We start from the raw sequence: 13,628 nt of genomic DNA on the forward strand, positions 1-13,628 counted from the left end.
CAATAAGAATGGACGGGCCTCCTCGCATGGTGGCTTGGCAACCTGGTCAGGTCGGGAACGAAGCAGCCATACCCAAATACTATCAGTGCCGAGGGTCCGGCTCGTCCTTATTTCTTCAGCATCTAAGTTACTTACTTATCGATTACTTATTTGCTCAATAGTCCTAGAAATGCCCCAAAAATACTCTTGAAGGTCCAATAGGCAACTCCCAGAATGGTGATAGCCATTAGCAAACGGGATCCGAATTCAATACGAAATATTTTGGCTCGATTGTGTGTGAGTTCAATTAAAAATACCATTTTGAGTGCCTAACTGTTTAGATATGAAAATCACAAGGTTATTGGCAAGAATGTGGTTTGTGAAGAGGACAAACCTTAAAGGTTTGTAATCACAATAGAGACTATTTGTAAAAAATAATTGCTTCTTTATGGAGCTTTTGCAAAGCGCTTGAGATCGGCATACTCCTCGGGAAAGATTTCCCCAATTTCTCGGTAAATAATTTTGTTGTTCTTATCAAGGATGATGAGGATTGGTATGCCTTTGACCTTCCCCATCGACTTTTGTAATTCTGGAGTCATCATGGCTGCCGGGAATGTGTACTGATTGTTTTCCATGTATTGCTTGGCAAGCAATGGATTCTTATCAATCGAGATCGTAATGACGTTGAGTGAATTCGGCGGTAGTTCTTTATGGAGTTTTTCGAGATAGGCGTTTTGCTTCTTACAAAATGGGCACCAGGTGGCCCAAACTTGAATCAGGGTGTTCTTGGTATTGTTAACCGGTATAGCATACGGTGTGCTGTTTAGCGTTTGCAATGGCCCCAACTCAATCGTTTGGCCAACTGTCAGCGCCATGGCCATGGTTGGCAAGAGCGCTAGGCATAAGATTAGATGTCTAAGAAGTTTCATAGATCAATCCTAACTGAATTGATTCGCAGCCCGTATTTTTTAGTCCATTACTTCCCCTATACTGGCTCATATTATGAGCCTTTTAAGGTTCATGCTGTTGCCTATTCTGTTTTGGGGGATCGCCGATGAGTGATTTAGAGCGCTTACACAAGATTAATTACATGATCCAGAATCAAGGCTGCGTGCCGATCGAGGAATTCTTGACGAAGTTGGAGATCTCGCGAGCGACCTTCAAGCGGGATCTTGACTACCTGCGAGATCGTATGAACGCGCCGATTGTGTATGACCGTGCAATAGGCGGTTATCGCTTTGATAAACCCAATGCGGGGGACAAATTTGAGTTACCTGGTCTGTGGTTCTCTGAAAAGGAGGCGACTGCCCTCGTTCTCATGCAGCATCTCTTATCCAATCTAGACACCAATGGTTTACTGAGTCCCCATATTGCACCCCTCATGAACATCATCGATGGCATCTTGGGTCAGTCTGAGATTTCTGCTAAGGAGTTACGCAAACGCATTAAGGTTTTTGGTATGTCGGCCCGCAAGAATATCCTCGAGAACTTTGAAGAAGTGAGCGTCTCACTTCTAAAGCGTCAACGTTTACATCTCTCCTACTATTCCAAAGGTAAAGATGAATTAACCGAGCGAACAGTTTCGCCACAGCGCCTGATTTTTTATCGAGATAACTGGTATCTCGATGCCCATTGCCACATGCGTAAGGGGCTGCGCAGTTTTGTCATGGATGGCATTCAAGCCGCACGCGTTCTCGAAGAGAAGGCCATCGAAGTCTCTGAAAAAGAATTGCATGAGAACTTTGCGGAGAGTTATGGCATCTTCTCGGGGAAAGCGACCCAACGTGCCAAGTTACGCTTTACCCCCCAGAAAGCAAGGTGGGTTGCTGCAGAGACATGGCATGGGCAACAGGTCAGCAGCTTTGATAAGGACGGAAATTATCTTCTTGAGTTTGATTACAACCAAGACCCCGAATTGGTGATGGAAATCATGAAACACGGGGATGGAGTTGAAGTTCTTGCGCCAGCCAGTTTGCGAAAAAAAGTAATGGACGAGCATCAAAAAGCGCTTAAACGCTACGCATAGTGCAAATCATCAATCTCCATTACCATGGGGGTATGGAAGATCCGGTCTATAAGAAACCTGTACCAAAACCTGTATCAAAGACACCGTTGCCTAGCCTTGAGGAGATTTTGGAGAAGCAATGTGCTGAACTCGTGGAATTAGCACAAGTTCGCTATGGAATTAAAGGGTCTAAAGTCGAGGTTCAACTGACACCCTTATTAATCCATGATCGAATGTCTGAGAAGCATATATTTTCTGAACTGAGTACCATACCGGATCATGAGCGCGCTGACTGTGTTTTGTATGCACTCGCCAAAGGCGAGATCAGTGCACCTTTAGCAAACCGTGTTCTATCCACCCTGCGAGTCATTCAAGGGGTTAAATCAAGAGGTCATTTGAGTTAACACTTTTTTATCCATTGCCTATGATCACAATCCTTAAACGAATTATTCTGAGTTGCCTCCTTTTAAATCTAGGAATCGCGCATGCCCATCATGGTTGGTCTGAATATGACCAGACCAAGACCGTGAAGCTCACTGGCACGATTACTCAGAGCGGCTATGAGCATCCGCATGGGGTAGTTAAGTTAAACGCGGATGGTAAGTCATGGACCATCGTACTTGCCCCACCCTTTCGGATGGAAAATCGTGGCTTGAGCAAAAGTGACATTGCCAACGGTGCACAAGTCACGGTTGAAGGCTATATCAATCGCAGCCAACCCGATGAGTTGCGCGCCGAGCGCATCATTGCTGGAAATAAAACGGTCGAACTGCGTTAATGAGTAGTCCCGTCATGGCCTTGGAGGGCTTGTGGCTAGCCCAGACCATGAAGCACTCGAGTTGGCTCTATCCCACGGTTGAGACCATGCATATTTGGGGTATTGGCATGCTCTTTGGTAGCGTGGTCATCATGGATTTAAGGATCTTGGGTGTTGCCAGCAAACTCAATCTATCCGACCTTTCTCGCTTGGGAGTCTTGGTTGCCCTCCTTGGCTTTGGTCTAGCAGTGCTCACTGGATCGCTCATGTTTATTACTCAAGCCTCTGAGTTGATTGGCTCACGTTTATTTATTCTGAAGATGTGCCTGATCTTCTTACTGTTAGCCAATGCAATCATTCTGCGCATGCGCACGGTCTCCAATGGGATCAGTAAAGCCCAAGCCCTGATCTCACTTGCTGGCTGGGCAAGCGTGATTGGGATGGGTCGTTGGTTGGCCTACTTATAGACTCCACTTTTGGTATTCGTTATGATGGTGTTACAACCAACCGGAGGGCCTCACCATGACGCGCGCTTGGATTCTTGGACTTGTTTTTTGTTTGACTGCCTGTTCCCACCTCTCAACCTCTTCCACTGATTTAATCCGCGATGGCAAAGGTCTTGAAAACTTTCACCAGGTTGGTGATGCAAACTGGCGAGTCGAAAATAATCTGATTGTGGCTGATCGTGGCAAGGCCGGATTTTTACTCACCAAAGAGTCTTACAAAGACGTTTACATACGTGCCGAGTTCTGGGCAGAGACCGATACCAATAGCGGCATCTTCATTCGGGTCACCAATCCAACCACGATTGCTGCCGCTAGTTCCTACGAAGTCAATATTTGGGATATCCGACCGGAGCCTAAATTTGGTACGGGGGCGATTGTGGATGTCGCTCCAGTGAAAACACCCATTACTAATTTAGCCGGTGGCAAGTGGAATGTCATGGAAATCCGCGCCGTTGGTCCAGAAATCATTGTCAAACTCAATGGGATTGAAACAACGCGCGTCAATGATGGTCGCTTTAAAGAAGGTCCGATTGCTTTGCAATTTGGTCCGGGGGTCAAGGGTGCAGTCGGCGGGCCAATTCGGTGGCGGTTAGTGCAAGTTCAACGACTCTAAGTAAGGCGTCGCGGAACACTTAGGGATAAAACGATGCCACACAAAATGAATGCAAATGCCACGCCGTGGTAGAGCTCGGGTGGTTTTTGCAGCAGCAGTGTTGAGAGAATCGCAGTGAACACTGGAATCAAGTTTGTAAAGAAGGTGGCTACCGTTGCGCCTGCTTGATTGACCCCAAGCCCCCAACACCGATACGCAATCAATGATGGTCCAATGATGACATAGCCAATCATGGCGAGTGTTTGCCAGTTCCAAGTAAAGTAATTTAATCCCAGCAAATACTCGGTCTGCGCAAACACCAAAGACCAACAAAACCCAAATCCCACTTGAGCAAATAAGAACTCTGCCCAAGGCCAACTGCGTTCTGTACTTTGCTTGGGATGGGCTAGCATCCAACTGTAAGCGCCCCACAAAATGGTTGCCAGCACCATCCATAAATCACCGGCTACAAATTCAATTTCGATGAGTCGCTCAAAATCCCCGCGCACAATCACAACGGCTACGCCCACCATGGAAATCAATGCGCCGGCAATTTGCCGAATCTGTGCCCTCTCGTGATAAACAACAGCCCCAATCACAATTGCCCAAATGGGCATGCTTGCCCCAATCAGGGTGACATTGATTGGCGTGGAACTTTGTAAGGCTAAATACAGCAAGACGTTATAACTACCAACGCCAAAGAGGCTTAAAAGTAAGAACCGTTTACGGTGGGTCCACAATGGGCTGCGGGGCATCAATATCCGCCAAGCAAATGGAAGTAGTAAGAGCGCGGTTACACCCCAGCGAATGGTATTGAGTAAGACGGGTGAGCTGCTTTGCACCAAGATCTTCCCCACAATGGCATTACCAGCCCACATCAGTGCTGCCGTGGTGAGGTAGAAAAAAGTAAGGGCCGATGCTCGCATCGACCCTACTCTACCAAGATTTAAGGTTGGACTAACGAATGACTATTCGGCAGTTGCTCCCGCAAATTTCACCACCTTGGCCCATTTATCAGTCTCGGCCTGAATGATCTTGCCAAAGTCATCGGGTGTTCCAGTAATTGGAACGCCACCCAATTCAGCTAAGCGCTCACGAACTTTAGGCTCACTCATGACTTTATTAATAGCCGCATTCATGCGATTAATAATGTCGCGAGGCGTACCCTTAGGCATCCCGACTCCAAACCACGCAGTCGCTTCATAGCCAGGCACGGTTTCACCAACGGTTGGCACATTGGGTAAAGATGGCTCACGATTAGCCGAGGTCACTGCAAGCGCCTTTAACTTTCCGGACTTGATGTGACCGGCTGAAGACGGCAAGTTATCAAAGAGCACTTGCACTTGATTACCCATCAAATCAACCAGCGCTGGGCCGGCACCCTTGTAAGGGACATGCAGCATATTGCAACTGGTCATGGATTTAAATAGCTCACCCGACATGTGTACTGAAGTACCGCTTCCCGAAGACGCCATATTGATTTTGCTCACATTGTTCTTGCAATACGCTAAGAACTCCGCCACATTGTTTGCAGGAAAACTGGGTGGCACCACCATGACGTTAGGGGTACGCACTAATCCAGCCACCGGGGCAATATCCCGAATGAAATTGAATGGCAGGTTTTTATACAAAGTCGCATTAATGCCATTGGCTGGATTGACCAAGAGCATCGTGTAGCCATCAGGCGCTGCCTTGATGACTGCTTCTGTTCCTATGTTGTTCCCACCACCCGGTCGGTTCTCCACAATGACTTGCTGACCAAGCACTTCACTTAACGGCTGCGCCACAATGCGTGCTAACACATCGGTAGTTCCAGCAGGTGGATAGGGCACGATCCACTTAATAGGTCGATCAGGGTATTTTTGTGCCCATGCCCCAGTTGTCATCCCGAGTAATACACACAATCCCAGTAATAGTTGCTTTAGTTGCATCGTTGTCTCCTTATGTTTTAGGATCATTTTGATTTTGTAATTGAAACATTACTACATAAATTTGGTATTAAATCAATTGAGGCAAATCGGGGGTCGGCGCTCCCCAAAACGGGTGGCTTGCTCAAAAGCGTACGCCATCTGCAATACCTCAAAGTCCTGACGGTGTCCTCCAACAATCTGTATGCCTACTGGTAAACCCGAATCGGTAAATCCTGCAGGCACTGAAATCGCTGGATTGCCCATCGCACTAATGAAGTAGGCGGTTTTCTGCCAATCAATATAGGTTTCCATCTTCACCCCCGCAATCTCGCGCGGGTAATCCAAATCGACCGAGAATGGCACGACTTGATTCACGGGCAGAATAAAAAATTGATAGCGCTGCATAAAGGCCCGCATGCGGTGATAAATCTCAGTGCGCTTGGCCTCGGCACGCGCCAGTTGGGGACCGGTTAAGTCAAGACCCTGCTCGGCATTCCAGATCACGGTGTCTTTGAGTTGATGCCGATGCTCTTTCATTAAGGGACTAATGCGTAACTCGGTGCGCCAAGCGCGCCAGAGCATAAAGATCTCACCGGCCTCTGCAAGATCAATGCTGTCGTCGATCACTTCGCAACCCAGTTGCTCAAAAACATTGCGCGCGGCTCGCATGACCTGCCGCACTTCGGGTTCAACCGGTAAGCCCCCAAGATCTTCGCTGTACGCCACTTTAGTACCCGTGAACTGACGACCCAAAGGAGCATTAAAGATAGAACCCGGTGTATCTAACGCAATCGGTGAACGATCATCGGGCCCTGACATCACCGACATGGCCAGTGCAAGATCTTGCACTGTGCGCGCCATGGGGCCTGCCACACTCATGGTGTACCAACCCAGCTGATCTGGCCAATTGGGCACGCGACCAACCGATGGACGAATGCCAACAAGATTGCAAAAATTAGCGGGGTTGCGTAGCGAGCCCCCGAGATCCGTGCCATCGGCCAAGGCGACCATCCCCGTTGCTAAAGCAACCGCCCCTCCACCAGATGAGCCACCGCAGGTCTTGGTTAGGTCATAGGGGTTAGGGGTGGTGCCAAAAAGACTGTTAAAGGTTTGACTGCCAGCCCCAAACTCGGGTGTATTGGTTTTGCCAAGACTAATCGCGCCTGCTTTTTTAAGTCGCTCAACGGGTAATGAATCGTGCTCGGGAATGAAATCCTGATAGATGGGTGATCCAAAGGTGGTGCGTACTCCCTTGGTTAAAAATAAATCCTTGTGTGCAACAGGTAAGCCATGCAAAGCACCAAGTGGGGCTTGCTTGGCGAGTGCCGCATCCGCCGCCTGTGCTTCTTCCAAAGCACTCTCGGCCGTTAATGTAACGATGGCATTGAGGGTGGGATTGAGGCGCTCGATTTGATCCAAGTGCGCAGTGATTAATTGCGTCACACTGATTTTTTTATTGCGAATGAGTTGTGCTTGCTCGCAGGCGGTTTTGAAACAAAGTTCTAGATTAACCATTCATTCCTCACGGTGGATGACTACAGTGATACTCCAAATCGCTTTGCAGCTTCCACAATATCACCCCAGGTCTGCTCATCAATCGTAATGCCCTGTTGCATTCTCATCTGCATCTTCTGTTGCTCAGGTTCACCTGCAATTTGTACTGGGTCCTCATTGGCCTTGGGACTTTCTTTAACCCACTGCATAAAGGATGCTACCTCTGCATCGAATTGCTCTTGGGTAGTGGTCTGCTGGGGATTAATCAAGATACTCAACATCCCATTCCAAATCGCCCGGCTCTTTATTGGCCTGGGTTTCCAAGTACCACTCCCGGTCAGTGCTCCACCAATGAGCTCGCAAGCAATGGCTAAGCCAGAACCTTTGTGTTCACCGAAAGGCATTAACGCACCCATCTTGCCGTCGGCATTTGGTTTAACAACCACACTGGGATCTTGCGTGGGTCGGCCTTGGGGGTCTAATAAAAATCCCTCTGGAATTTTTTTGCCTTGGTTATGCGCAACGCGCATTTTTCCTTGAGCAGCTCGACTGGTAGCAAAGTCCAAGATAAATGGTGTTTGCTGTTTGAGAGGCACACCTACGCAAAATGGATTGGTACCATGTCGTCCATCCGCACCACCCCACACTGCCACCACAGGCGAGGACAAGACGTTCACCAGATGAATCGAGACCAAACCATGAAGAGCGGCGATCTCAGCAAAATGACCAATCCGGCCAAGATGATGCGCATTCGCTAAAGATACGATGCAACTGCCATGCCGTTCTGCACGCTCGATCCCCATGCGCATGGCTTTTTCTCCTGCCACTTGCCCATATCCTTGTTGGGCATCCAATACCAGTAACGAGCCCAGGTCACTATTGACTTTGACACTTTGATTCAGTTTGAGAGATCCCTCGATAAAGGCTTCAACATAACGCGGGATCATCCCCACCCCATGCGAGTCATGTCCCTTTAAATTAGAGAGCACTAAGTTATGGGCAACGGTCTGCGCTTCGCTCGCACTGCTACCCATTGCCCGCACGATATTTGCAATCTGCTGTTCGATAACGTCGTGGGCTAGGGTGGGCATGAATAAGTGTCTCTTGGCTAAATAGTAGCTTAAGGTTCTCGTGTATATTAAATCAATCAATTCATCAATGAATGACAGGAACCCATGTCTGCTCGCAAGTTAAAAAAGCCAGAAGAATTACGCAGTCACCGTTGGTATGGTGTGAAGGACTTACGTAGCTTTGGTCATCGCTCACGGACAGCTCAAATGGGGTACACCCGCGCAGATTATGCAGGCAAGCCCGTCATTGCGATCATTAATACTTGGAGCGATATTAATCCCTGCCATGCGCATTTTCGACAACGTGCTGAAGAAGTAAAACGCGGCATTTGGCAAGCGGGTGGCTTTCCAGTTGAAATGCCAGCGATTACATTATCGGAGCCATTTCAAAAACCCACCACCATGCTCTACCGCAATCTGTTGGCGATGGAAACCGAAGAATTATTACGCTCCTACCCTGCCGATGCATGTGTGTTGATGGGCGGTTGCGATAAAACGACTCCTGCTTTACTGATGGGCGCCATTAGCATGAACTTGCCCACCATTTTTTTACCCGCAGGTCCGATGCTACGGGGTGACTATCAAGGTCAATATTTAGGAAGCGGTAGCGATGTCTGGAAATACTGGGCTGAGTTACGCGCCGGCAATATTACGGAAAGTGATTGGCAAAACATCGAGAATGGCATTGCACGCTCCCCAGGGCATTGCATGACCATGGGAACTGCCTCCACCATGACGAGCGCAGCTGAAGCGCTGGGTTTGTGCTTGTCCGGGTTTGCCTCGATTCCGGCGAGCGATGCACGCCATGCACAAATGGCAAGCCTCACAGGACGACGGATTGTGGAGATGGCCTGGGAAGATCTCAAGCCCTCGGATATTCTCACCAAAGCATCCTTTGATAACGCAATGACTACCGTCTTAGCCCTTGCTGGTTCCACGAATGCCGTAGTTCATATGATTGCCGTCTCACGACGTGCCGGATTTCCGCTCACGCTTGATCACATTGATGCACTGGCAAGACGTGTTCCTGTTCTGGCAAATTTACGGCCCGCAGGTCAGTATTTAATGGAAGATTTTTATTACGCCGGTGGCTTACGTGCCCTCCTCAAGCAACTCTCGCCCTTTTTAGATCTGCAGCAACACACCGTTGACGGTAAATCCCTGGGTGAGCTGATTGCCGATGCCAAGGTTTATCAACCTGAGGTGATTCGATCTCCCGATAATGCCCTTGTTCCTCGGGATAGTTTGGCAGTTCTCAAAGGTAACCTTGCACCCGATGGCGCTGTGATTAAACCACCTGCGGCCGAAGCGCATTTACTCAAACACACTGGCAAAGCCGTTGTTTTTAAGAACTACGATGATTTAGCCGCACGCATTGACGATCCACAGCTCGATATTGATAAAGACTCGGTCATTGTCTTGCAACATGCCGGCCCCTTAGGTGCGCCTGGGATGCCCGAGTGGGGGCAATTACCCATTCCCCAAAAGTTACTCAAGCAAGGAGTACGCGACATGGTCCGCATCTCTGATGCGCGCATGAGCGGGACTAGTTACGGCGCGTGCATCTTGCACGTTGCGCCAGAGTCTTACGTAGGTGGTCCACTCGCCTTTGTGCGCGATGGTGATTTGATCGAACTGGATGTGCCAGCTCGCAAACTCAATGTATTAATTTCGGATGCGGAAATGGCAAAACGCAAAAGTGCTTGGCAAGCGCCACCACAAAAGTTTGATCGAGGCTTTGGCAAGATGTATAGCGCCCACATCATGCAAGCCAATCATGGCTGTGATTTTGATTTCTTAGAAACCAAATCCGCTGCAGGATCTGGAGCAGATCCTGAGATTCATTAATGCATCAAGAATCTATTTAACCAAACGTTGTCGATTGGCCTCCAAGCGCCGATCCACCAACGCGACCTGCGCATCAATGGCTGGATGACTTAAGCCTTTAGATTTAGCAATTAATTGGACCAGTTTGTCAGCGCGCTCAATGTATGGCGCACCATTTTGCAGAGCACGAGCTGCTGATGCGGGTCGGGACAGCGACTTAGCCGCAGCAGCATATTTCTCAAAGGGCACAAGATCTGTAGGGGCTGCCCCTAAACGTAGGCACAGATCAAATACAAACTCATACACCGATCGCGACTGTTCAAGATCAGCATGAACAGCATCTTGGGTATTGCGCATTCCATCTTCCAAAACACACCGGTAATTGCCAGCTAATAGCATCGACCACTTAGCCAACGGCACAAATAATGACTCATGCACTTTCAGTTTTACGGGTAACTCAATTCTGCCATCAGCAGTATCAAAGCGTGCATTGGCTACATCCGTTTCTAACTGCCGCAAAATTCGATTATCTTGTGGATCTAAAAAAGTGGCGCACTTAAAATTTGTAGGAAGAGTAACTTGCAGAAAATTGATAGGTTCTCCAGGAGGTCGAATGGCTTGAGGATCGGGGCTATTTAAGGTTACCTTTTGGGGATCAAAGGTATCCCATACCCGCGCATCGGTATAGGCAGCTTCAAGTGCTGCATGATCTAAACCTGCAATCCGCTTCATATAGGGGAGCGGCGGCATATTCATAATTGACATGCATGGCAATCGAGACTGTCCAATGGCCATCATTAGCTCTCGCACTCCAGACAAACGGTATTGCGGCTCTTGCATACACAGTCCTACTAAATCATATTGACTGACATCAACTGTTTCTGCGGGTCCGGCACTCACTGAGCCTGGTAATTGTTGTGAGTTCAATAAAACCGGTTCAGCTCGCCCCCGAATGGGTAAACGAACCTTAAATCCTTCGGCATTAATGAGTTTTGCTTCTTCAGGCAAACACACTAAATGGATATGATGACCGCCGTAGAGTAATTTAGAGGCTAATAGGGATCCATAAGAGGCCCCAAGTAATAAAATTTTGTAAGGCATGGTTAGTTATTAATTGCTTTTAGTCTTGCTTCTTTAAGTCTAGGATCCACTAAATGACCTTTGCGAGCACGATTGCCTGCAAATCCCTTCAGCGTTTTAGCGTCAAGCAGTGTATCAGTGGGTTTACCAGCGCGTCCTAGCCCGCTATAACTTATCCCTGCTGCTCCAAAGGCAATTGCGCAGCGCAAATGCTCTTTGGCATCAAGTCCCATCAAGATCACCCCCTTACCACCAGTTGGTAGACGCTTGAGTTCATCGAGCGGGAACACTAAGAGTCGGCCATTCTCGGATAAGCAAGCAACTTGGCGCATGCCCTCGCTTACCTTTGCAGCACCCAGTGGTGCATCACCGACTGTTTTCTTATCCAGACCCACAAAGGATTTACCTGCTTTATTACGAGTGATCATGTCAGCAACATTGGCTAAGAAGCCATTACCGCCTTTGGTGGAGATTAGAACCAGATCATCGGCGTGACCCGCATAGTAGGCGACCATTTGCGAGCCTGCGGCAAGATTGACGTAACTCGTCAGTGGTGAGCCATCCCCTCGTGCACCAGGTAACTCACTCACGGCAACCGTATAGACCCGACCATCACTACCAAAGCCAAGCATTTGATCCACGGTGCGGCACTCAAAGGTGTCATAGAGCGCATCACCGGCTTTGAAGGTGAACTGCTGAGGATCATGCTCATGGCCCTGACGGACCCGCACCCATCCCTTTTGGGATACGATCACGGTCACTGGCTCATCAATCACCTTCACTTCGGCTACTGCGCGCTCGTCTTCTTTCATGAGGGTACGACGCTCATCACCAAACTCTTTGGCATCGCTCTCAATCTCTTTGATGATGTGCTTACGCAATGCTGACTCATTACTAAGCAACTCATCGAGTTCGGCCTTTTGCCCTTTGAGCTCTTTGAGCTCCTGTTCGATCTTGATCCCCTCAAGACGCGCAAGTTGGCGAAGACGAATCTCTAAGATGTCTTCCGCTTGGCGCTCAGTGAGCTTAAAGGCCTTCATTAAATCGGGCTTAGGCTCATCGCTATTCCGAATTAGCTTAATCACCTTATCAATGTTCAGAAAGACGATCTTGCGTCCTTCTAAGATATGCATCCGGTCCTTGACCTTACCCAAGCGGTGCTCAGTACGTCGGGTTACGGTCTCAACTCGGAACTCAATCCATTCGGTCAATATCTCTTTTAAGCCCTTTTGACGGGGGCGACCGTCATTGCCGATCATTACCAAGTTAATCGAGGCATTGGACTCGAGCGAGGTATGTGCCAAGAGTAAGGTGATAAACTCACTCGGTTCTACGTTCTTACTCTTCGGTTCAAACACTAAGCGGACTGGGGACTCGCGACTTGACTCATCACGTACGCTATCTAAGACGTTCAATATGGTTTGCTTAAGATTATTTTGCTCGGTGGTGAGTGACTTCTTACCCAACTTCACTTTCGGATTGGTGAGCTCTTCAATCTCTTGCAAGACACGTTGCGCAGAGGTGGCTGGTGGCAACTCGTTGACCACCACTTGCCATTGGCCACGAGCGAGCTCTTCAATACTCCAGCGCGCCCGTACTTTGACCGAGCCACGCCCACTCTCATAGATCTGAGCGATCTCACTGCTTGGGGAAATGATTTGCCCACCACCCGGAAAATCAGGTCCTGGGATGTGTTTAAGTAAGTCGCCCAAACTGGTTTTAGGTGACTTCATCAACGCCACGGCGGCGCTTGCAACCTCGCGCAAGTTATGCGATGGGATCTCGGTCGCCATACCCACAGCAATTCCGGAGGCACCGTTGAGCAACACGAATGGTAGGCGTGCAGGGAGCAGTTTGGGTTCTTTAAAGGAGCCGTCGTAGTTGGGCACAAAATCAATCGTGCCTTCATCAATCTCAGCAAGCAGCAGACTTGCAATCTTGGTCAAACGCGCCTCGGTGTAGCGCATGGCTGCAGCCCCATCGCCATCGCGTGAACCAAAGTTACCTTGGCCATCGATGAGTGGATAGCGTAAGGAGAAATCCTGGGCCAAGCGCACTAAGGCATCGTAGGCGGATTGATCGCCATGCGGATGAAATTTACCCAAGACATCACCAACCACACGCGCACTCTTGACGGGCTTAGCGTCAGCGCGCAAGCCCATCTCGTTCATGGCAAAGAGAATGCGACGTTGCACCGGCTTTTGGCCATCAGCAACTTCTGGGAGTGCGCGCCCTTTGACCACGCTGATGGCGTAATCGAGGTACGCGCGCTCAGCGTAGATGCCTAAGGATAAAAACTCCTCAGGGTTTGCGGTATTGGCTTTGGGTCGCTCTTGCGTAAAGAGATCCCCCTGCTCAGGAATTGCTTTCTTATTTTTAGTCGATGCGGATTTTTTAGTTACCATGCT

13 protein-coding genes and 1 other RNA gene are annotated in these 13,628 nt (G+C 48.9%); 7 read left to right on the top strand and 7 right to left on the bottom strand.

What is annotated here, in order from left to right; genetic code table 11:
• Positions 1-11: 11 nt before the first annotated feature.
• Positions 12-109, top strand: an RNA gene (gene ffs, locus QUE65_RS05865) — signal recognition particle sRNA small type.
• Between the two features lie 316 nt (positions 110-425).
• On the opposite strand, the gene QUE65_RS05870 is transcribed toward ffs, so the two are convergent.
• A complete protein-coding gene (locus QUE65_RS05870) occupies positions 426-908 on the bottom strand; it encodes a TlpA family protein disulfide reductase (RefSeq protein WP_286280014.1) in 483 nt (160 codons plus the stop codon).
• Between the two features lie 125 nt (positions 909-1,033).
• On the opposite strand from QUE65_RS05870, the gene QUE65_RS05875 reads away from it, so the two are divergent.
• The 5 genes from QUE65_RS05875 to QUE65_RS05895 are packed head-to-tail and all read left to right on the top strand — an operon-like array spanning position 1,034 to position 3,860.
• Positions 1,034-2,005 carry a helix-turn-helix transcriptional regulator gene (locus tag QUE65_RS05875; protein ID WP_286280016.1) on the top strand — a complete coding sequence of 324 codons (972 nt, stop codon included), beginning with the start codon at positions 1,034-1,036 and terminating at the stop codon, positions 2,003-2,005.
• 32 nt (positions 2,006-2,037) lie between these two features.
• On the top strand, positions 2,038-2,388 hold the full coding sequence (locus QUE65_RS05880; protein ID WP_286280017.1) for a hypothetical protein: 351 nt from the start codon (positions 2,038-2,040) through the stop codon (positions 2,386-2,388).
• 20 nt (positions 2,389-2,408) lie between these two features.
• On the top strand, positions 2,409-2,762 hold the full coding sequence (locus QUE65_RS05885; protein WP_286280018.1) for a DUF6152 family protein: 354 nt from the start codon (positions 2,409-2,411) through the stop codon (positions 2,760-2,762).
• Entirely contained in the window at positions 2,762-3,208 is a 447-nt protein-coding gene (locus QUE65_RS05890) for a hypothetical protein (RefSeq protein ID WP_286280020.1), read from the top strand. Before QUE65_RS05885 ends, QUE65_RS05890 begins: the two co-directional genes overlap by 1 nt.
• 55 nt (positions 3,209-3,263) lie before the next feature.
• On the top strand, positions 3,264-3,860 hold the full coding sequence (locus QUE65_RS05895; RefSeq protein WP_286280021.1) for a 3-keto-disaccharide hydrolase: 597 nt from the start codon (positions 3,264-3,266) through the stop codon (positions 3,858-3,860).
• Here the strand turns inward: QUE65_RS05895 and QUE65_RS05900 are convergent.
• The 4 genes from QUE65_RS05900 to QUE65_RS05915 all read right to left on the bottom strand — a co-directional run bounded on the left by QUE65_RS05900 (position 3,857) and on the right by QUE65_RS05915 (position 8,334).
• Positions 3,857-4,765 (bottom strand): DMT family transporter, encoded by a 909-nt coding sequence (locus QUE65_RS05900; protein WP_286280022.1) that lies wholly within the window; start codon positions 4,763-4,765, stop codon positions 3,857-3,859. The genes QUE65_RS05895 and QUE65_RS05900 overlap by 4 nt on opposite strands.
• 42 nt (positions 4,766-4,807) lie before the next feature.
• Positions 4,808-5,770 (bottom strand): Bug family tripartite tricarboxylate transporter substrate binding protein, encoded by a 963-nt coding sequence (locus QUE65_RS05905; RefSeq protein ID WP_286280023.1) that lies wholly within the window; start codon positions 5,768-5,770, stop codon positions 4,808-4,810.
• Positions 5,771-5,842: 72 nt separating this feature from the next.
• Positions 5,843-7,264: an amidase gene (locus tag QUE65_RS05910; protein WP_286280024.1), complete on the bottom strand. Its 1,422-nt coding sequence runs from the start codon at positions 7,262-7,264 to the stop codon at positions 5,843-5,845.
• A 20-nt stretch (positions 7,265-7,284) separates the two neighbouring features.
• The gene (locus QUE65_RS05915; RefSeq protein ID WP_286280025.1) at positions 7,285-8,334 is read right to left on the bottom strand and encodes a malate/lactate/ureidoglycolate dehydrogenase; all 1,050 of its coding nucleotides are present in this window, start codon (positions 8,332-8,334) and stop codon (positions 7,285-7,287) included.
• An 84-nt stretch (positions 8,335-8,418) separates the two neighbouring features.
• Here QUE65_RS05915 and araD point away from each other — a divergent pair, with 84 nt between their 5' ends.
• A complete protein-coding gene (gene araD / locus QUE65_RS05920; protein WP_286280027.1) occupies positions 8,419-10,161 on the top strand; it encodes an L-arabinonate dehydratase in 1,743 nt (580 codons plus the stop codon).
• Between the two features lie 12 nt (positions 10,162-10,173).
• On the opposite strand, the gene QUE65_RS05925 is transcribed toward araD, so the two are convergent.
• Complete coding sequence (locus QUE65_RS05925) at positions 10,174-11,241, bottom strand: Rossmann-fold NAD(P)-binding domain-containing protein (protein WP_286280029.1); 1,068 nt, start codon at positions 11,239-11,241, stop codon at positions 10,174-10,176.
• 2 nt (positions 11,242-11,243) lie between these two features.
• The gene (gene parC / locus QUE65_RS05930) at positions 11,244-13,625 is read right to left on the bottom strand and encodes a DNA topoisomerase IV subunit A (RefSeq protein WP_286280031.1); all 2,382 of its coding nucleotides are present in this window, start codon (positions 13,623-13,625) and stop codon (positions 11,244-11,246) included.
• Positions 13,626-13,628: the final 3 nt, after the last annotated feature.

The organism is Polynucleobacter sp. HIN8 (genome assembly GCF_030297615.1).
GTDB lineage: Bacteria > Pseudomonadota > Gammaproteobacteria > Burkholderiales > Burkholderiaceae > Polynucleobacter.

What these genes read in the sequence shown, in the direction of transcription:
- araD (WP_286280027.1), top strand. Translation starts at nt 8,419, where the DNA reads ATGTCTGCTCGCAAGTTAAAAAAGCCAGAAGAATTACGCAGTCACCGT.
- QUE65_RS05890 (WP_286280020.1), top strand. Translation starts at nt 2,762, where the DNA reads ATGAGTAGTCCCGTCATGGCCTTGGAGGGCTTGTGGCTAGCCCAGACC.
- QUE65_RS05900 (WP_286280022.1), bottom strand. Translation starts at nt 4,765, where the DNA reads ATGCGAGCATCGGCCCTTACTTTTTTCTACCTCACCACGGCAGCACTG.
- QUE65_RS05915 (WP_286280025.1), bottom strand. Translation starts at nt 8,334, where the DNA reads ATGCCCACCCTAGCCCACGACGTTATCGAACAGCAGATTGCAAATATC.
- parC (WP_286280031.1), bottom strand. Translation starts at nt 13,625, where the DNA reads ATGGTAACTAAAAAATCCGCATCGACTAAAAATAAGAAAGCAATTCCT.
- QUE65_RS05910 (WP_286280024.1), bottom strand. Translation starts at nt 7,264, where the DNA reads ATGGTTAATCTAGAACTTTGTTTCAAAACCGCCTGCGAGCAAGCACAA.
- QUE65_RS05885 (WP_286280018.1), top strand. Translation starts at nt 2,409, where the DNA reads ATGATCACAATCCTTAAACGAATTATTCTGAGTTGCCTCCTTTTAAAT.
- QUE65_RS05905 (WP_286280023.1), bottom strand. Translation starts at nt 5,770, where the DNA reads ATGCAACTAAAGCAACTATTACTGGGATTGTGTGTATTACTCGGGATG.
- QUE65_RS05895 (WP_286280021.1), top strand. Translation starts at nt 3,264, where the DNA reads ATGACGCGCGCTTGGATTCTTGGACTTGTTTTTTGTTTGACTGCCTGT.
- QUE65_RS05870 (WP_286280014.1), bottom strand. Translation starts at nt 908, where the DNA reads ATGAAACTTCTTAGACATCTAATCTTATGCCTAGCGCTCTTGCCAACC.
- QUE65_RS05875 (WP_286280016.1), top strand. Translation starts at nt 1,034, where the DNA reads ATGAGTGATTTAGAGCGCTTACACAAGATTAATTACATGATCCAGAAT.
- QUE65_RS05880 (WP_286280017.1), top strand. Translation starts at nt 2,038, where the DNA reads ATGGAAGATCCGGTCTATAAGAAACCTGTACCAAAACCTGTATCAAAG.
- QUE65_RS05925 (WP_286280029.1), bottom strand. Translation starts at nt 11,241, where the DNA reads ATGCCTTACAAAATTTTATTACTTGGGGCCTCTTATGGATCCCTATTA.